The sequence below is a fragment of the Geopsychrobacter electrodiphilus DSM 16401 genome (assembly GCF_000384395.1).
Classification (GTDB): Bacteria; Desulfobacterota; Desulfuromonadia; order Desulfuromonadales; family Geopsychrobacteraceae; genus Geopsychrobacter; species Geopsychrobacter electrodiphilus.
Genome location: NZ_ARWE01000001.1, coordinates 1,510,563 through 1,529,282, shown reverse-complemented (window position 1 = coordinate 1,529,282; position 18,720 = coordinate 1,510,563). Strand labels below are relative to the sequence as shown.

The window sequence follows — 18,720 nt, the reverse complement described above, 5'->3', positions numbered from 1 at the left end:
TATTTTCTAAACATTCCGGGTGATGCTCATGTAAATTCAGCCCATCAACCGCGGTAAAGCCTGTTATTGAGATTGGATAATTTCAGCGTAAAAAGGATTGCCTGATGAAAAAGAGTTTGCACATATCACCCCTTCCCCTCTCTGCCTGGGATGCCTCCCTCGCCCATATCAGCGAGGATATGCAGGGCCTGCCCCTCAATGTTCACGCCCTGATGGCACATCACCCCGAACTGCTCAAGGCCTGGTGGAACTTCCGCAACCATGCGGTAGGCGGGGGTGACCTGGGAAGACGCAGAAGCGAGTTGATCATTCTGCGCGTCGCCCTGCAGCTGAGATCCTGGTACGAATGGGGTTCACATGTCGAACGCGCGCTAGCCTGTGGCCTGACCATAGATGAGATTGAACGCGTCAAGCAGGGGGCACAAGCCATGGAATGGCAACCGGATGAAGCCCTGTTATTCACAGCGGTGGACGAATTAATGACCGTCCATGCCATTACGCCAGAAACTCTGAACAAGCTGTGCCAACACTATACTGTTCAGCAGGTGATGGACCTGATCGCCATTCAGGGCATGTATGTAACCCTCGGTGGCATGCTCAATACCTGGGGCCTAAAACTGGATGAACACGTTAAACACAAATTGCCGCCATCGGTCTGCGAAGATAAATTCAAGGTCGAGTTTCCCCGCTGAGACCAACACTTCCGGTTTGGGCAGCGCATGAGAGAAGAGAACAAGATGAAAGAACTGCAAAAAATCGGCGTGATCGGTGGTGGTCTGATCGGCATGAGTTGGGCCAGCCTGTTTCTGGCCCGGGGTATGACAGTTGTCGTTATTGACCCGCGGCAAGAGGCCGAAGCAGAGCTGCGCAATTTTGTGCTAGAGGCCTGGCCGAAGCTTCAAGCGTTGGGACTGACAACCAGCGACACCGTACGCCACGCCGATTTCAGCGCCGACTTCGAACGCCTGAGTCAGGTCGACTTTGTTCAGGAGAACGGTCCCGATCGGATTGAGATAAAGCGCCAATTAATCGAACAGATAGAGCAAGTGATCGCTCCGCAGGTCGTGATTGCCTCCAGCACCTCCTCGCTGCTGGCTTCTGACATTCAAGCCGAAGCGCGATATCCAGAGCGGATTCTCGTAGGACACCCCATGAACCCGCCACATCTGGTGCCGATGGTGGAACTTGTCGCAGGCGAACTGACTTCCCTAGCGAGCCTGCAAACGGCTGAGACCTTTTATCGACAGATGCAACGTGTCACCATCCGTGTACAGCAGGAAGTGGTCGGCCATCTGGCCAATCGTCTCACCTCGGCACTCTATCGCGAGGCGGTGCACATTGCGGCAGAAGGGATAGCCTCGGTTGAAGATATCGATAAGGCCATCACCTATGGCCCCGGCATGCGCTGGGCGCTTCTGGGTCCGCATTTGACCTATCATCTAGGAGGTGGCGTCGGAGGTTATCAAGCCTACCTCGACCATCTCGGCCCGACCCAGGAAACTCGATGGAAAGAACTTGGCAGCCCCAGGCTGACCGCAGAACTTAAAACCATGCTGGTAGCGGGGATGAAAAAGGAGCTGGAGAGTCAGGATCAGCAAACATTGGCGCAGCGACGCGACGACGCACTGGTCGAACTCTACAAACTGAAGCAAAAATACGGATTTTAGCTAGTGTCCGTCCGACTATACGGGTTGAAACGGCTGCGCGCTAAGGCTCTGAAGGAAAGGGTTTGCGGGCCACGATGCCCGCCAGCGAACCGCCTTTGCGTGAAGGTTCTAGCCCCTCCTCGTGACGCAAGATCTCCCAACCGGAAAAGATCCTCAGCAGCTCTCCGGGCTGCAGAATAAACTGCGCATCGAGCTGCCCGGGCGGAAAATCGCCCGCACTGCTGAAAGTACGCAGCACCGCCAGCCCGCCTGGCTTGATCGCCGCCAGCAGCCAGGGGAACAGCGGCCGGTGCAGATAAAAGAAACAGAGCACCAGATCATAGCCCTGCGTCAGCACTGGCGGCCGTGATTCCAGATCACAGCACTGACAATCGATCGATAGACCCTCAGCCGCCGCAGTAGCCGCCAGCTGGGCCAGCGCTTCTTCAGCAAGATCAACCGCGGTCAAAACAAACCCACGACGGGCCAACTCCAGGGTGTTACGCCCACGACCACAGGCCAGATCAAGGGCACGCCCGACCGACAACAAATCACACACCTCAAGCAACCAGGCATCGGCGACCAATTCTTCACCGCTCCGCTCGCGCCAGCGACGATTCCATTTATCTCTCGGCTCACTCATGATCAGCCAAGCTCTTCACCGTAACGCTGTACCAGCTCCTGCAAAACGGCCAGCATCCCGATGCCGCTCGGGCAGGCGCGATCACAGCGCCCGCAGGCGACACAACCGAGCTCGCCCCAACGCTCAACATCTACCACCAGTTTGTGGTGAATCCGGCGGCGGGTCCGCAAGACTTCGGTCCCCAGAGGATTATGTCCGCTGGCTTCGCGCATGAAGGCGTCAAGCTGGCAGGAATCCCAGACCCGGCTGCGTTCGGTGACACCACCGCGGATCCGGTCCTGAACACAGAAGCAGCTGCAGGTCGGACAGACAAGATTGCAGCCGCTGCAGAGGATGCAACGATCCGCGATCTCGGCCCAGAACCGATCCGGTACCTTGTCTTCCCTGAGCAGAAGGCTGGCCTGCTGCAAAAGGTCCGACTCTCCGTCCCTTTCGACACCGCGGTTTCGTAACCGACACAGTTGCTCTTCATCGCCAGCGGGGAAACCCTGCAGCAGTTTCGCTCCAAGGGTGGAATGCCCCAGTGCCAGCCAATGCTGTTCAATGGCGACCATTTCGATATCACAGTCGCCCGCAGACAGGGGCAGAAAACTTCGGTCCGCTCCCGCCTCGCCGGTCAGGCCGATCAGCAACGCCCCGCTGCGCTGACGCAGGTAGACGTCATCGGCGGGTGCGGCCAGGAAGAAGCGATCGAGAAAATGAAGCCCGGCCAGGTCCGCGCGGTTCAGACCGAACAAGGCCAGCGGTCGCAGCGCCGCCTCGGGTAATTCGACGCCGCCAGCGGCATCGATATTCAACAGCCTCTGGATCTGCGGAAAAAAGTAGCTCGTCGGTTTGCGTTGCGGGACAGCGCCAAAAAGACTGAGCTCGCCATCCCCGAAACCGGCGAGTTGACGTGTGCCGTCGGCCAGGTGCTGCGGAACCTGCAGTCGATAGTCCGTGGCGATCTCCCGCAGCAGTCGATCAAGTCCGGCCCGATCTAATTGTTTCAGCATGGTTCGATCCTCACCGCACAGACCTTGAATTCGGGAATCCCCGACTCCGGATCGAGAATATTATTGGTCAGGGCGTTGGCCGCCCCCTCCGCAAAGTGGAAAGGGATAAAGACCTGACCCGGCGGCACGCGGTCGGTCAGCCGCACTGCCAGGGTGATCGATCCCCGGCGGCTGCTGATTCTGAGCTGCTGCCGGTCGCTCAGCTGGTGCCGGGTTGCATCCTCAGGGTTGATTTCAACAAACGCCTGGCGTTCCTCGCGGTCGAGCAGGTGACTGCGACGGGTCATACTGCCGGTGTGCCAATGAACATTGGTGCGACCGGTGTTAAGCAGCAAGGGATAGTCGGCATCCGGCAGCTCCATAGATGGTCGGTAAGCGACCGGACTGAAACGCCCCTTGCCGCGGGTGCATTGCTCACGGTGCAAAATCGGCGTGCCGGGGTGGGCGCCGTCCGGGCAGGGCCATTGCAACCCCTCCCCTTCGAGGCGGGGATAACTGATGCCGCCGTAGCTGGGGGTCAGGCTGGCAATCTCAGTCATGATCTCGGCTGGATCGGCATAATCGCCAGGCAATCCGCAGCGTTGCAGCAATGCCCTCAGGATCTGCCAGTCCGCGCGGGCCTCTCCGGGCGGATCGACCGCCTTGCGACCGCGCTGCACGCGGCGTTCAGTCGAAGTATAGGTCCCCTCACGCTCGGCGTAACAGGCCGCAGGCAAAACCAGATCCGCCAACTGCACGGTTTCTGTCGGAAAAATATCAATCACGGCCAAAAACTCCAGCGCCTCCAGCCCTTTTCGCACCAGCGCCTGATTGGCATCGGAAATCATCGGATTCTCACCGAGAATCAGCATCCCGTGCAGCCTCCCCTCGGCCGCGGCCTCGATGGCGTGAGTCGACATCAGACCTTGAGTTCCCGGCAGTTTCACCCCCCAAGCGCAGGAAAACTTCTGCCGGACCAGCGGGTCGGCCACCTGCTGGTAGCCACTAAAAACGTCGGGTAAAGCCCCCATGTCGCAGGCTCCCTGAACGTTGTTCTGACCGCGCAGGGGATTGATCCCGGTGCCGGGGCGCCCCAGGTTGCCGGTCAACAGCGCTAGGTTTGACACCGCGCGCACGTTGTCGACTCCATGGCTGTGCTGGGTGATCCCCATGGCGTAGACGAGCATTGCCTTGTCAGCGCCGGCGAAGAGACGTGAAGCGTCTATAATCTGCCCGGATTGCAGACCAGTGATGTGCGCCACCTGGTCAGGAGTGAAAGGGTCCAGCGACTGCTGCAGCTCGGCAAAATTTTCGGTGCGTCCCTCGATAAAAGCCCGGTCCTCCAGCCCATCCTGCAGAATCTGGCGCATCATGCCGTTGAGCAGGGCGACGTCGCTGCCGTTCTGGTGGCGCAGGTGCAGATCGGCGTGCCTACTCAGGCGAATCTTGCGGCTGTCGGCGACAATCAATCTGGCACCACGCTGCACCGCCTGCAAAATCCGACTGCCGATCAGCGGATGTTGCTCGGTGGTGTTGGAACCGATGACAAAGATCAGATCGGTCTCTTCAAAACAGCTCAAACTGTTGGTCATGGCCCCCGAACCGAGAGTCTCGACCAGTCCGGTGACGGTTGAGGAATGGCAGAGACGCGCGCAGTGATCAATATTGTTGGTGCCATAACCGGCGCGGGCCAGCTTCATCAGCAGGTAATTCTCTTCGTTGCTGACTTTGGCCGAAGAGAGGAACATCAGACTGTCGGGGCCATGTTTGCGGGCAATACCGCTCAATTTTGCGTGAAGCAGATCAAGCGCCGTCTGCCAGTCGGTGGGTTGCAGACTGTCATTTTTACGGATCAGAGGTGTTTTTAAACGCTCAGGATGGTCGACAAAGGCATGCGCGTTCCAGCCCTTGATGCAGAGCTGGCCCCGAGTGGTCGGATGATGCCCCGCCGGTTCGACCCCGAGCAGCCCCCCCTGAGCATCGCTGAGCAGGTAGAAATTACAGCCGGTACCGCAATAGGGGCAAGTGGTCAGAGTCGCCTTCATAGTGCCCCCCGTAAATGTTCAACTTCTTCCAGCCAGAAGATCGGGCCGTCCGTGCAACAATAGAGATGCTCGATCGTGCAGTGCCCGCACTTGCCGACACCGCAACGCATCTGACGTTCAAGGGACAGCATGATCTGCTGCGGCCCGGTAAGCCCCAAACGACGTAGCTCCGCGATCACCGGTCGATACATCGACGGAGGCCCAACGATCACCGCGCAGCTGTTGGCAGGGACGAGCTGTACATTAAGCGACAAATCGGCCAACAGATTGGTTAGCAGGCCGGTCTCACCATCGTAACAGGAGGTCGCCGGGCTCTGATCAACGATATAGCGGCAACTGAAACTATCGCTGAGCTGCCAGTTGACCAACTCCTCCTTAAACAGCAGATCCTGCGGCGAACGTGCGCCGTAAAGGATTTGGACCAGAGGGTAAGCGGTCGGTTGATCCTGACAATACTGGATTAAGGATCTGAGCGGTGCGAGACCACAGCCGCCAGCGAGCAGCAGCAGCTGTTTGCCGTACAAGGCATCAAGTTGAAAGGGGCGGCCGAAGGGACCGCGGATTCCGACTTGCGCGCCAGGTTGCAGCTGATGCAGGGCGCTGGTGAGCAGACCGGCCTTGCGCACCCCCAGCTCGAAGTAGCCGGTGCGGGTTGGTGAGTTAGCAATGGAGATCGGCGCTTCAGTCAAACCAGGAATCGACAGCTGAATGAACTGACCCGGCTGATGATTCAATTCACTGCCGTCTTCCAACTGAAGCCGGAACAGCTTTTCCTGTGGAGTCAGGTCACTGACCGCCAGTAAGCGACAGGGACGCGGCGCGTAGATTGAAGTGTTCGCTGTAGCTTGGCGCATCATGACTCCAGGGTAAAAGAGAGCAATAAAAGCAGGAACCGGCGGGATGTCCTCCCCGCTTAATATAAGGTTGATAGGTGCGACACCTCTTCCAACCTGAACAGCATGTGGCCTGCGGCTGTTGCCGTAGGGAAGTTAAGTGCCAACGTTGGACGAAGGCAACAGCCGCAGGCCACATGTGCGTTGAGAAGAGAACCAAGGCAGATAAGCTGTTTCAATAAGACCAGACCAGCGTTGAAACCCTGATCGACTCTACTTTTTCTGACAGTTGCTCTGGGCACGCATGCTGGAATCCAGTTCTGATTCGCAACGGCAATCATGACTGGTCTTCGCAGAATTACATGCTCCACGCAAGCCGCGACGGCGCATTAACAGGCCCGCAGCCAGGCCGGCAAAGGCGAGCAGAAAAAGCACCAGAGCGAGGGCAAAAAGTTTCATTGTTTAACCTGTTTCATAAAGGTCAGAAAAGCCGGACTTGAGTATTCTATTATCGCTTCATTGTCATGGATTAGAAAATAGGCGGCGATCCGGTTTTGTTCAACCAGCTCACGCCCCCGCTCTTCCCCCAAAACCATCAAGGCCGTCGCCAGGGCATCAGCCCGCGCACAGGTTGAGTCTAACACAGTCACCGACGCCAGCTTGTGGCGGATAGGCTGACCACTGGCAGGATCAATGGTGTGGACGTAGCGTTGCCCGTCTTCAATATAAAAGTTGCGATAGTTGCCGGAGGTGGCGACAGCAGTGCCACTGAGAGGGAAAACCTTCTCGACTTCACGGCTGTCTTCCAACGGTTTTTCAATCGCCACCCGCCAGGGAGAGCCATCTCCCCTTCGTCCGACAACCTGCATTTCACCGCCGATTTCCAGTAGAAAGTTGTTGATCCCCTGCTGTTTGAGCAGCAGGGCGAGCTGATCGACGGCGTACCCCTTGGCCACCGCAGAGAGATCAAGCTGCAGAAGCGGTACCTGCTTTCTGATGGCCGGCGGATTGTTTCGCAATTCAAGTTTTGTATAACCGACCCGCGCCAGCTGTTCGCGAATCTGTTCTACACTCGGAGTCTTTGCCTGCCGCTGTCTGGCTCCAAAGCCCCAGAGTTCGACCAGGGGGCCGACGCTGATATCGAAGGCGCCGCCGCTCAGGCGACTGATTTTCTGCGAGAGTCGAATAACCTCGGCTGTCTCCACCGAAATGCTGAACCAATCAGTGCTCTGTAGCTGGTTAAAACGTGAAATTTCGGAGTCGGGATCATAGGTGGACATCAGCCGATTAATTTGATCAAGACGCTGCTGCAGCTTTTTTTTCAAGACCACAGGGTCTGGCTCTGCGGCGCCGGGCAGCAGGCTGACCGACCAGGTAGTGCCCATGGTCGCGCCACTGAGATGCAGGGTTTGGGTTGTTTTCTGCTGCTGGCATGCGGCGACCAGACCCAGTAACAAAGCAGCTGACAGCAACTTAAGAAGAAGACGCACCATTAAAGATCGGCCAGCCCTTGCGCATGACGAATCATCCGTTTCATCGCCTTCTCTTCCTGATTCTTCAAAGCGAGAAATAAATCGGAGGCCTTCTGGTCGTCACACTTTTCGAGCAGGTGGTCAAAGTAATTGAAGAGTATCTTTTTGTAGTTGATCGCCGCACATAACAGGGAATCCAGATCGGTTCTGGCGTTTTCGCCCAGGATTGCTGCATCGGCCAGGGGGAATTCGAGCTCCAGCCCCTTATGCCAGTAATCTAGGGACTGGGAAGGAGCCTCTTCACAAAACTCTTTCAAGGCCAACGCCCGGTGCTGTTCATGATCGATGAGGTAATCGAGCATCAATCGCACTCGCGGCGAAACCTCCCCGTCTGCCAGATGCTGGTAAAATCGGCTGACAGCGCGATGGTAGTCCGGAGCCAGTTTTTTCAATATTGTCCGTGTCTGTTCAAAGCGCATCGCCCACTCCTGCTGTTCGTGCCCACTGTACTTTAGATGCCGAAATCGTCGAAGAGGATATTGTCCTGTTCTACGCCGAGATGGTAGAGCATCGCGGATGCCGACTTGTTCATCATCGGCGGACCGCACATGTAATATTCGCAATCCTCAGGAGCCGGATGCATGGCGAGGTAATTGTCATAGAGATATTGATGAACAAAACCTACCGCCCCGTCCCAGTTATCTTCAGGCAAGGGTTCAGACAGCACCAGATGCCATTCAAAATTCTCATGCTTGGCGGCCAGTTCGTCAAACTCCTCAACGTAAAAAGCTTCACGCAGACTGCGGGCACCGTACCAGAAACTGATTTTGCGCTGCGAATGCAAGCGTTTAAGTTGATCAAAAATGTGCGAACGCATCGGCGCCATTCCCGCACCGCCACCGATAAAGACCATCTCGGCGTCGGTCTCGCGGGCGTAAAATTCACCATAGGGACCGGAGATTTCGACCTTGTCGCCCGGTTTCAGATTAAAGATAAATGAGGACATCTGGCCGGGAGGTGCATCCGGAATTTGCATCGGCGGCGGGCAGACGCGCACATTGAGCATAACGAGCCCCTTTTCGTCGGGATAGTTAGCCATCGAATAAGCGCGCATGATGGGTTCTTTAACCTCTGAACGGTACCGCCAGAAGTCGAATTTATCCCAATCAGGCCGGAAAAGTTCGTCAACCTCCATGGTCTTGTATTCTGAAACATGTGGCGGGGCTTCGATCTGAATATAACCGCCCGCACGAAAATCGAGATCTGCCCCTTCGGGCAGTTCGAGAATCAACTCCTTGATAAAGGTTGAGCGACAGATGTTGGAACGCACCCGACATTCCCACTTACTGATCGAAAAGATATCGGCCGGAAGTTCAAGTTCCAGGTCCTGTTTGACGTTGACCTGACAGGAGAGCCGGTACCCCTCCTTCGCTTCGCGTTTATTGATATGCGCAGTTTCGGTCGGCAGGATATCGCCGCCTCCTGCCTTGATCTTGACCCGGCACTGGGCACAGGTCCCGCCACCGCCACAGGCCGAAGGAATAAAGATATTTTTGTTGCCGAGCACACCCAGCAGCTTGTCTCCAGGTTCTACCAGCAGCCGTTTGCTCGCATCGTTATTGATGCTGATGCTGATCTCACCGGAGGGGATCAACCGCGAGCGCGCCGCCAGAATTAACGCGACCAGAAACAACACGATTCCGGTAAATATGAGAACGCCTAAGGCAATTTCAGTCATGATCAATTCCGTTTAAGTTGATACTTCCGCAAAATCGATGGCTAGGCAAAGATTTCGTCCTGCAAGGCCTGATAAATTTTCAGTGGCGAAGGCATACGCTTGTCTGTCGAGAGTTTGAAAAAAGCGTTACCGCAGCAGGACGGACTTTTTGCGCAGACTTCAGAGTTGGATGCCGGAGAACGCCATAAACGCCATGGCCATCAGGCCCGCGATCATGAAGGTGATCCCCAGCCCGCGCAGACCGACGGGCACATCCGAGTATTTCATCTTCTCGCGGATCCCGGCCAGCGCGACGATGGCCAGCGCCCAGCCCGTGCCGCTGCCGAAACCGAAGACGACGCTTTCGGCAAAGGTATAGTCCCGCTCAACCATAAACAACGAACCGCCAAGAATGGCGCAATTGACCGTGATCAAAGGCAGGAAGATGCCGAGGGCATTGTAGAGCGAGGGAACGTAGCGATCGAGGACCATTTCGAGAATCTGCACAATAGCAGCAATCACCCCGATATAGCAGATCAGCCCGATAAAGGTCAGGTCGGTATCCGGTATCCCCAGCCAGGAGAGTGCCCCTGCCTTAAGAAAGTACTGGTAGATCAGGTTGTTGATCGGCACCGTAATGGTTTGTACCGCCACCACCGCGACGCCAAGACCGACGGCGGTGTCGACCTTTTTCGATACGGCAAGAAAGGTACACATGCCGAGAAAAAAGGCCAGCGCCATGTTCTCGATGAAGATCGATTTGATCAGGAGGCTGAGATAATGTTCCATCTCCTAGCTCTCCTCGATCTGATCTGTTTTCCAGCTGCGCAACGCCCAGATCAGCAAGCCGATGATAAAAAATGCACTCGGCGGCAGCAGCATCAAGCCGTTCGGCTGGTACCAGCCGCCGTCGTTGGTAGTCGGCAGGACGGTCATGCCGAGCAGTTTTCCGGCGCCGAGCAGCTCGCGAAAAAAGGCCACGATCAGAAGTACCAGACTGTAACCGATGCCGTTGCCGATGCCGTCGATAAAGCTTAAGACCGGTGGGTTCTTCATCGCAAAGGCCTCCGCCCGCCCGAGCACGATACAGTTGGTTATAATCAGGCCGACGAACACCGACAGTTGCTTGCTGACGCCGAAAGCATAGGCCTTCAGAAACTGATCAACAATTATAACCAGGGTCGCAATCACCGTAATCTGGGCGATGATACGAATGCTGCTGGGAATCTGGTGGCGCATCAGGCTGACCGAAAAGTTGGAGCTGGCCACAACAAAGGTCACCGCCAGGGACATGACAATTACCGTCTCCAGCTTGGAGGTCACCGCCAGAGCCGAACAGATCCCGAGAACCTGCAGGCCGATGGGATTCTTGTTAAAAATGGGATCGAGTAAAACTTCTCTGGCACTGCTCATAGTTTGAGCCCCTCCTTCTTCAGCTTTTCGAGAAACGGTTTGTAACCGTCTTCCCCCATCCAGTATTTAAGCAGATTGCTGACTCCACGCCCGGTCAGGGTCGCACCGGAAAGACCGTCGGCTTGATATATGGCATCGGGCGAGGTCTTATCGACCCTGCCTTTCAGAACCTCAATGCGGGTATTACCGGCCTCATCGTATATCTTCTTCCCCGGCCACTGTTTTTTCCAGTTCGGGTTGTCAATTTCACCTCCCAACCCCGGCGTTTCGCCATGTTCGTAAAAAGCGAAGCCCTTGACCGTGGTCAGATCGCTAGCCAGCGAGATAAAGCCATACATCGTCGACCAGAGCCCCTTGCCATGAACCGGCAGAATTAATTGCTGGAGCTGATTATTGGTTATGACCAGATAAACCGCCTTGTAGCGCGACCGGACCTTGATGTGGGCCAGATCAAGAGCTTGCGGAATCGCTCGATTACTTGCGGGGTCACGCGCCAGGGTCCGGCTGTCAAACCCGGCGAGGGAGAACTTGTCGGTAAATTTGGCGGTTTTCAGATCGAGAATACGGGTCTCAATTTTGCTGAACTGCTCCTCAACCGGGATATCCGCCTGATAGAGGCCTGCCGCCTGCAGGATGTTCTTGCGTTTCTCCTCAGTTTTGTTTTTTTCCTGGCGCGCGTGCAGACCGACCGCCGCCACCGAGACCAGAATCGAGCAGATCAGACAGAGCAGAAAAGCGACGCCCAGGACTTTACGGGTACTATCCCTCGACATGACGCAGCCTCCGCTTGATATGGACTTTCAGCACAAACTGGTCGATCAGCGGCGCGAAGACATTGGCAAACAGGATGGCCAGCATCATCCCCTCGGGGAAGGCCGGATTAACCACCCGAATCAGAATACACATGGCACCAATCAGCAAACCGTACAGCCACTGGCCCTCTTCGGTCATCGCCCCCGAGACCGGGTCGGTCGCCATAAACACCAGACCAAAGGCGAAGCCGCCAAGCACCAGATGCCAGAGCGGCCCGAGAGAGAACATCGGGTTAGTGCTGCTGCCGATGACAAGAAACAAGCTGGAGAGCGACACCGCACCGATCAGGCCGGAGAGCATGATGCGCCAGGAGCCGATTCCGGTAAAGATAAGCACCGCCGCTCCGAACAGGCAGGCGAGGGCCGAGGTCTCCCCCATCGAACCGGGGATCAGGCCGATAAAGGCATCGAACCAGCTGGTTGCAGCGGTGACCGCATGCACCCCACCTTCGGCGGCTCTACTCAGTGGAGTCGCCCCGCTGAAGCCATCGACCGCAGTCCAGACACTGTTCCCGGAGATCTGGGCCGGATAAGCAAAGAACAAGAAGGCCCGTCCGGTCAGCGCCGGGTTGAGGAAGTTCTTGCCGGTGCCACCAAAAATTTCTTTACCGATCACGACCCCGAAACTGATCCCCAGCGCCACCTGCCAGAGCGGCAGGGTCGGCGGACAGATCAGCGGGAAAAGCGAGCCGGTGACCAGAAAACCTTCGTTCAGATCATGACCGCGGACCATGCAGAACAGCGATTCCCAGATACCACCGACAATATTGGTCACCAAATAGATCGGCACGAACCAGACCGCGCCAAACATCAGGTTGTCGGCCAGGCTGCCGGGATTTCCGGCATAGCCGAGCAGGGCGAGTAAGGATCCGCGCCAGCCTTCGACCCCGCCACCGGTTACCTGGAGCGCTGTGTTGCCCTGAAAACCGGTATTCCACATCGCCATAAAAAAACACGGCAGCAGCGCGACCACCACCGTGATCATCACCCGCTTCAGATCAATGGCATCCCGAACGTGCGGCGCACCGCCGGTCACCTCACCGGGGGTGTAAAGAAAACTGTCGGCCGCTTCGAATAAAGGATACAGCCGCTCAAGCTTCCCCCCCTTGGCGAAGTGGGGATGAAGTTTATCGAGGAAGGTCCGCAACAATTTCATTAGCCCTCTTTTTCTATCTTCTGCAGGGTTTGGCGCAAATGTATACCGTAATCGATCTTCCCCGAGCAGACAAAGCTGCACAGGGCCAGATCCTCTTCATCCAGTTCCAGACAGCCCAGCGACTGAGCCAGATCTGTATCCAGGGTCAGGAGCGTGCGCAACAGCCAGGTGGCCTTGACGTTGAGTGGCATCACCTTTTCAAATGAGCCCACCGGCACCATAGCGCGCAAACTCCCGTGGGTGCTGGTGGTCATGGCCTGAGGCCGCTTTGGCAGCAGCGCGGCGGCGAACACCCGGTTAATCGAAAACTTCCTGAACCCGGGCAGACACCAGCCGAGAAATTCACGCTGCGAATCTTCGGCAATAACCGAAACCTGATTGTGGAATCGCCCCAAAAAATCGAGCGGCTCAACCGCCCGCCGACCAGCCAGGACCGATCCGGAAATAACCCGGTTCTCCCCAGGCTGCAGTTGACCCGCGACCAGCTCTGGTAGCGAGGCACCGAGGCGCGTACGGATTGCGCGCGGATCTTTAACCGCCGGCCCGCAGAGCGAAACAATCCGCTCGGTAAGAATGCGCCCGGTCAAAAACAGGTGACCAATGGCGATCACATCCTGGTAACCGATATGCCAGACACAGCGTTGCTGGTTAACTTTTTCAAGAAAATGGATATGGGTGCCGACCAGCCCCGCGGGATGGCAGCCGGAAAACTCGCTGATAGTGATCCCTGCGGGTGCGGTGATCCGAGCTCCGGGCTGCTTGCACAGGTAGGTCTTACCTGCAGTGAGTTGGCGGATAACGGTGAGGCCCGCCTCGAACTCGGCCGCTCTCATTCCGATCGCGAAAGCTGGATCCGCCGCCAGCGGATTGGTGTCAATGGCGGTCACAAAAATCGCCGCCGGACGGGTCTGCGGCTCCGGCACCTTACTGAATGGCCGGGTGCGGAAGGAGGTCCACAAGCCGGAAACCAGCAGCTGTTGTTCAACCTCGTTGGTCTCAAGCTGGCCGAGGTGCTCTGGAGTGTAGGCGCTAAAGGTGAGCTCGTCAGCACCGACGATCTGGATCACCAGCGAAAGAAAGGCGCGCCGCTCACCGCGGTTGATCGCGATGACGTTCCCCGCGGCCGGGGCGGTGTAGCGAATGGCAGGATGCTTCTTATCCACAAAGAGGGGCTGTCCAAGCATTACGACATCCCCTTCGGCCACCAGCAGGGTCGGCTTCATCTCCTGATAATCACTGCCTAAGAGCGCGACATGCTGAACCGGCGGCCCCGCCTCCACCTGCATTCGGGGAGCACCGCTGAGCGGCAGATCGAGACCTTTTTTTATCCGTATCATAGGGATGCCTTCAAGCTGAACAAGTACGTGGTGCCCGACTGAAGATGGTTCAACAGCCATACTAAAGGAAGCACTTGCATGATGACCAGAGTATATATGAAAGATGGTAGGGATAACGGAACTCTCAAGCCCGTTTTGTGGGCCTGAAACCATTGGTCGATCGGTTGAGGGCTGCAGGTTGGAGCAAAGACCTCTGCCAGCGGCGCTTTTTGCATTCGTTCAACCAACACAGCCAGAACCATTACGTCCCCCTGTCACAGGATGAGAGCATGAAGAGGAGGTCACATAAAGAGGGCACACAGAGACAAGATGCGGGCTTCTCTTGCGTATGGATCATTTCCCCATTATTTGCTCCGCCGAAAGTCGGCTTAAAAGTACCGGGACGGCGGTTTCAACGCGAAGGATGCGTCGACCGAGACTGATCGGGGTGAATCCGCAGGCCTGTAATTTTTCAACTTCATAGGGGATGAAGCCGCCTTCGGGGCCAATGGCCAGAGATATCGATTCACGGATGCCGGTTGGACAGTTGCTGGCCGCAACCGGGTGAGCGACATAAGCTCTGGACCCGGAAATAATCCGGGGCAACTCATCTTCGACAAATGGCTTGAACAGCTGTTTCAGGTGAACCTGAGGCAGGATTGTATCACAAGCCTGTTCCAACCCGAGCAGTAGTTGCTCCTGTAGTTTTTCTGCCTGCAGCAGCGGACTCCCCCAGAAACTCTTTTCAACCCGGTAACTGTTAATCAGATAAATCTGTTTAACCCCGAGTGAGGTGACAGCCTGCAATACACGCTTGAGCATTTTGGGACGGGGAAGCGCAAGCAGAAGGGTAATCGGGAGGGCTGCCGGTGGCCGCTGGTCGAGTTGAACTTCAAGCTCCAACCTCTCAGATGTCAGAGAACACACCCTCCCCTCACCCATCAAACCACCCAACTTGCCGAGGCGCAGACTATCGCCGATCTGAGCGCGATGCACCTCAAGCACATGTTGCAGCCTCCGTCCGGTGAGTGTCACCCGATTATCGCTGATAAAGTCTTCGTCGTGTAACAGGATTGTATTCATTCCTTGATCTCCAGGCGGCTCATTGACGCGGCCGGACGAGTTGACCACAAAGCCCCAAACAAGGTATTAGATAACCCCTAATTTTTCAAACATTCCGATTCCAAGAGGAGAACTAACATGGCTCAAGCTGAAGCACGTCACATTCTGGTCCCTACCGAAGAGGCCTGTATCGAACTGAAAACAAAGATCGAGGGGGGCCTCGATTTTGCTGCCGCCGCAGCCGAACATTCAAAATGTCCTTCCGGCCGCTCCGGTGGTGCGCTCGGCTCGTTCGGCCCTGGCCAAATGGTCAAAGAATTTGACGAGGTGGTTTTCAGTGGCGAGATCGGCAAGGTACTTGGTCCGGTCAAGACCCAGTTTGGTTATCACCTGATCGAAATCACCAAACGTACGGCATAGAGTGAAGAGAACTATGGCAACAAAGGGCTGCAAGCTGGGAGGCTCTTTGTTGCCATGATTTTCGGCCAAATTAACTTTTCAAGAGCCATTACCTGGCAGAGTTTCAAAGATATGCTGGCGGAAAATTACATAACAAAATCTGCAGCGTAAATACCGTATATCTCGCAGCCAAAAATATTATCACTTCCCCGCCTGCCCCCCCCCCCCTGCAACCTCCTGCCTGAGACCTCTCTGACAACTCCATAATCTCGAAGCCTCTTGCAAAGTGAAGCTACCAACCTGTAAATAATACTATGATGCCGAACATCAGAGGTACCATAACCTTGTCAGGGCATGGGCCTGAACACAACTGATCACCAATTACAAAGTTGAAGGTTCCATGATGCCGCTCATCAGTCATTTTGATCAGAAAGTCAGAAATTACCTCATAAGCATTTGAAATATAGATATTTTACTATATTATGATGAGGGCCTAAGTATTTGTTTTCTATCGGATATCACGGTTAGAAGGGGAGGTTTGTTATTGCCTCTAAAGAAAAAAAGTTCTAATATGTAGATTCTTTAAAGAAAGATAAACAAAAGAGGAGATCAAGAGCTCACTGCCGATGTTTCAAGCCCTCGATTTTTTGGAACGCCTGAAAGGGCTTGCGCAATTTTACCCTTCAAGGGAAGCCAGGAAAGATTCGAGTGACGTAAGGACATAAATGGAGGGGTTGCCCAGAAACTGTCGGGCCCTGTGGTCCGATGTGAAGCGACTGACAACATCAAACGGTTTCATTCGCTGAATGACTCCCTGATGGTCGCCAATCATATCAGCCCCATGAACCCGATCTATCCCATGAGGCCATAGCGATATGCTGCCTGATAAGGATGAGCTTACCCTTTATGGACTCCGCAGCGCTCTATAACAGCCGCATCATTGATACCTACCTGAAGCTTTTGGCTGCGCGATATCCGCATGTCGACACCAAAGAAATCTTGCGCCATGCAGGCATGGAATCCTATGAGGTTGCAGACCAGGGGCACTGGTTCACTCAAAACCAAGTTGACCTGTTCCACGAGAAATGTGTCCAGTTAACCGGCAATGAACATATCGCACGAGAAGCGGGTCGTTTTGCGGCAACTCTTGGGACTCTGGGAACAATGCGGCATTACATCTTGAGCATGTCTGGCCCGCTCAGAGCCTTTGCTCTTATCGGTGGTTCGACTCAGAAATTCGTGCGCTCCAGTGATTATTCCTCGCGCAAAATAGGCAACACGAAAGTTGAAATTACCGTCATTCCCCGCCCGGAGAGCAAAGAAAAACCTTTCCAGTGTGACAATAGGATCGGTTTCTTTGAGGCCATCATCAATATTTTCAATCTTCATAATCATCAAATTGAGCACCCAGAATGCATTTTTAAGGGAGGTAAAAAGTGTCGTTATATAATCTCCTGGAGCCAAAATCGTATCACAATCATCAGGAGGTTACGCGACGCGACCGTCCTGCTCGGAGTCATCACAACGGCAACATCCTTTTTTCTCGACCCATTGACCGCTGTAAGGGTCGTGCTACCAGGCAGCACGGTTGCAGGGTTACTTTCTGCCTGGTTTTTTGAATATATCAGGTCAGCTGAAAGGGAAAAAGGGATGGCCCAACTTTGGGACATCTCTAACCAGTTGACCGAACAGATCGACCACAACTATCGCAACACACAGCTGGCCGCTGAAGTTGGCGATGTTGTTGTTAATCAAACCAGCATCAAGGATGTTATCGAATCGGTCGTCCATGTTTTACAAAACAAACTGGATTACGACCGCGGGTTGTTTTTGTTGGCCGACGAAAAAGAGGCGCAACTTGAAATTTGCGGTGCCTATGGATACAACGAACAGCATCATGACATCCTTACCAACATATCTTTTAAACTCAATAATCCAAACAGTCTGGGGATGTTCGTTGTATCCTATCGCGAGCAAAAACCGTTTCTGATTAATGATGTCACAGAGATTATGGAGTCTCTTTCACCAAGATCCCGCCAGTTTATGCAAACCCTTGGTACCCAAAGTTTCATCTGCGTACCGATAGTTTTTAAAGGAAAGTCAATCGGAGTTTTGGCCGTCGATAACCTGAAAACCAAGAGACCCCTGGTGGTGTCCGACATTAACCTGCTAATGGGGATTACCCCGGCAATCGCCGTCAGCATCCAGAATGCTCGACTGCTTGAGGCTCGAGCGGCACAATTTGAATCAACACTTCTTGTGCTGGCTGGATCGATTGACGCCCGTGATTTTCTAACGGCCGGTCATTCAGAGCAGGTCGCTGAATACGCGAACGGGATAGCAGAAGAGCTGGGGTTAAATGAAGAGGAGTGTCGGGTTATTCGTCTGGCAGCATTGCTCCACGACTACGGCAAAATCGGTATCGAAGATTCAATCCTGAAGAAGTCTGGACCACTTACAGAAAAAGAGCATGCAATCATCAGAACCCACCCGACGAAAACCCGACGGATCCTTGAGAAGGTCGCCTTTGAGGGGCCTTATCAAGAAATCCCTGAGATGTGCGAATCTCATCATGAAAAATGGGACGGGACGGGCTATCCGAATGCGCTCAAGGGGAAGGAGATTCCACTGGGAGCCCGGATTATCGCGGTGGCCGATTTCTATGAAGCCATTACCGCAGAACGGCATTACCGTGATCCAATGTCCAGGACAGAAGCATTAAAGGTCTTTCGGTCCGAGATTGGAAAGCACTTCCAACCTAAAATTGCGGAGGCCTTCTTACGCTGCCTTAAGCGCGGGACAGTTCGCCTGCCGTTTAGAAAAAATGGTGCCGAACAGACAAAAATTAATTTCAGAGAGAAGCCTCATCATCACCGAATCGCTTACCGTTCTGATATTTCGGCCAAAGCTGGACAGAGAGTCATAACCGGAACTAGTGTTAATATCAGCGCGGGGGGGATGTATATCAACAGTCCTCAAGCGATCAGGCTAGCCCCTGAAAATGAGATTCAAATCACCTTCACCCTGCCGGGTAAAAATGAACTTGTTCAACTTCTGGGAACGGTTGCCTGGATTAACATTTACCCCCAACCCAATCCGCAACTGCCTGAAGGATTTGGAGTCAAATTTGGCAATATCGATCCAAAAACCCATAAAATAATACAAAAATATATCGCAACACGTCTGGATTCGGCCCGTCGGACGTCACCCTGATTTATATTTCTTCCTACGA

Annotated in this window: 18 protein-coding genes; 4 read left to right on the top strand and 14 right to left on the bottom strand. The window is 54.8% G+C overall.

Translation table 11 applies throughout. The features are described from left to right. Positions 1-104 precede the first annotated feature (104 nt). Both D888_RS20950 and D888_RS0107260 read left to right on the top strand, forming a co-directional pair. The gene (locus D888_RS20950; protein WP_020675889.1) at positions 105-692 is read left to right on the top strand and encodes a carboxymuconolactone decarboxylase family protein; all 588 of its coding nucleotides are present in this window, start codon (positions 105-107) and stop codon (positions 690-692) included. A 45-nt stretch (positions 693-737) separates the two neighbouring features. After that, positions 738-1,667: a 3-hydroxyacyl-CoA dehydrogenase NAD-binding domain-containing protein gene (locus D888_RS0107260; RefSeq protein WP_020675888.1), complete on the top strand. Its 930-nt coding sequence runs from the start codon at positions 738-740 to the stop codon at positions 1,665-1,667. 40 nt (positions 1,668-1,707) lie between these two features. Here the strand turns inward: D888_RS0107260 and D888_RS20945 are convergent, their stop codons facing one another. The 14 genes from D888_RS20945 to D888_RS0107185 all read right to left on the bottom strand — a co-directional run bounded on the left by D888_RS20945 (position 1,708) and on the right by D888_RS0107185 (position 15,110). After that, the gene (locus tag D888_RS20945; RefSeq protein ID WP_020675887.1) at positions 1,708-2,289 is read right to left on the bottom strand and encodes a methyltransferase domain-containing protein; all 582 of its coding nucleotides are present in this window, start codon (positions 2,287-2,289) and stop codon (positions 1,708-1,710) included. Between the two features lie 2 nt (positions 2,290-2,291). Beyond that, positions 2,292-3,284, bottom strand: a complete 993-nt coding sequence (locus D888_RS0107250) for a 4Fe-4S dicluster domain-containing protein (protein WP_020675886.1) — start codon at positions 3,282-3,284, stop codon at positions 2,292-2,294. Then, positions 3,278-5,308 carry a formate dehydrogenase subunit alpha gene (gene fdhF, locus D888_RS0107245; RefSeq protein ID WP_020675885.1) on the bottom strand — a complete coding sequence of 677 codons (2,031 nt, stop codon included), beginning with the start codon at positions 5,306-5,308 and terminating at the stop codon, positions 3,278-3,280. Before fdhF ends, D888_RS0107250 begins: the two co-directional genes overlap by 7 nt. Further along, positions 5,305-6,165 (bottom strand): FAD/NAD(P)-binding protein, encoded by an 861-nt coding sequence (locus tag D888_RS0107240; RefSeq protein ID WP_211215658.1) that lies wholly within the window; start codon positions 6,163-6,165, stop codon positions 5,305-5,307. The genes fdhF and D888_RS0107240 overlap by 4 nt, the downstream gene beginning before the upstream one ends. Positions 6,166-6,414: 249 nt before the next feature. Continuing rightward, on the bottom strand, positions 6,415-6,600 hold the full coding sequence (locus D888_RS20940; RefSeq protein WP_020675883.1) for a hypothetical protein: 186 nt from the start codon (positions 6,598-6,600) through the stop codon (positions 6,415-6,417). After that, on the bottom strand, positions 6,597-7,634 hold the full coding sequence (locus D888_RS20935; RefSeq protein WP_020675882.1) for an FAD:protein FMN transferase: 1,038 nt from the start codon (positions 7,632-7,634) through the stop codon (positions 6,597-6,599). Before D888_RS20935 ends, D888_RS20940 begins: the two co-directional genes overlap by 4 nt. After that, complete coding sequence (locus D888_RS0107225) at positions 7,634-8,092, bottom strand: hypothetical protein (RefSeq protein WP_020675881.1); 459 nt, start codon at positions 8,090-8,092, stop codon at positions 7,634-7,636. The genes D888_RS20935 and D888_RS0107225 overlap by 1 nt, the downstream gene beginning before the upstream one ends. A 32-nt stretch (positions 8,093-8,124) precedes the next feature. Next, positions 8,125-9,351, bottom strand: a complete 1,227-nt coding sequence (gene nqrF / locus D888_RS0107220; protein WP_020675880.1) for an NADH:ubiquinone reductase (Na(+)-transporting) subunit F — start codon at positions 9,349-9,351, stop codon at positions 8,125-8,127. A gap of 159 nt (positions 9,352-9,510) precedes the next feature. Beyond that, the gene (gene nqrE, locus D888_RS0107215) at positions 9,511-10,119 is read right to left on the bottom strand and encodes an NADH:ubiquinone reductase (Na(+)-transporting) subunit E (protein WP_020675879.1); all 609 of its coding nucleotides are present in this window, start codon (positions 10,117-10,119) and stop codon (positions 9,511-9,513) included. 3 nt (positions 10,120-10,122) lie between these two features. Further along, on the bottom strand, positions 10,123-10,743 hold the full coding sequence (locus D888_RS0107210) for an NADH:ubiquinone reductase (Na(+)-transporting) subunit D (RefSeq protein WP_020675878.1): 621 nt from the start codon (positions 10,741-10,743) through the stop codon (positions 10,123-10,125). Then, positions 10,740-11,516 (bottom strand): Na(+)-translocating NADH-quinone reductase subunit C, encoded by a 777-nt coding sequence (locus D888_RS0107205; RefSeq protein WP_020675877.1) that lies wholly within the window; start codon positions 11,514-11,516, stop codon positions 10,740-10,742. Before D888_RS0107205 ends, D888_RS0107210 begins: the two co-directional genes overlap by 4 nt. Beyond that, positions 11,503-12,711 carry an NADH:ubiquinone reductase (Na(+)-transporting) subunit B gene (locus D888_RS0107200; protein ID WP_020675876.1) on the bottom strand — a complete coding sequence of 403 codons (1,209 nt, stop codon included), beginning with the start codon at positions 12,709-12,711 and terminating at the stop codon, positions 11,503-11,505. The genes D888_RS0107205 and D888_RS0107200 overlap by 14 nt, the downstream gene beginning before the upstream one ends. Beyond that, positions 12,711-14,048, bottom strand: a complete 1,338-nt coding sequence (locus tag D888_RS0107195; protein WP_020675875.1) for a Na(+)-translocating NADH-quinone reductase subunit A — start codon at positions 14,046-14,048, stop codon at positions 12,711-12,713. Before D888_RS0107195 ends, D888_RS0107200 begins: the two co-directional genes overlap by 1 nt. Before the next feature lie 333 nt (positions 14,049-14,381). Further along, positions 14,382-15,110 (bottom strand): 16S rRNA (uracil(1498)-N(3))-methyltransferase, encoded by a 729-nt coding sequence (locus D888_RS0107185; RefSeq protein ID WP_020675873.1) that lies wholly within the window; start codon positions 15,108-15,110, stop codon positions 14,382-14,384. A gap of 117 nt (positions 15,111-15,227) precedes the next feature. Here D888_RS0107185 and D888_RS0107180 point away from each other — a divergent pair, with 117 nt between their 5' ends. Further along, on the top strand, positions 15,228-15,509 hold the full coding sequence (locus D888_RS0107180; RefSeq protein ID WP_020675872.1) for a peptidylprolyl isomerase: 282 nt from the start codon (positions 15,228-15,230) through the stop codon (positions 15,507-15,509). 885 nt (positions 15,510-16,394) lie between these two features. Further along, positions 16,395-18,701 carry an HD domain-containing phosphohydrolase gene (locus D888_RS20930; protein ID WP_020675870.1) on the top strand — a complete coding sequence of 769 codons (2,307 nt, stop codon included), beginning with the start codon at positions 16,395-16,397 and terminating at the stop codon, positions 18,699-18,701. The last annotated feature ends 19 nt before the right edge of the window (positions 18,702-18,720 follow it).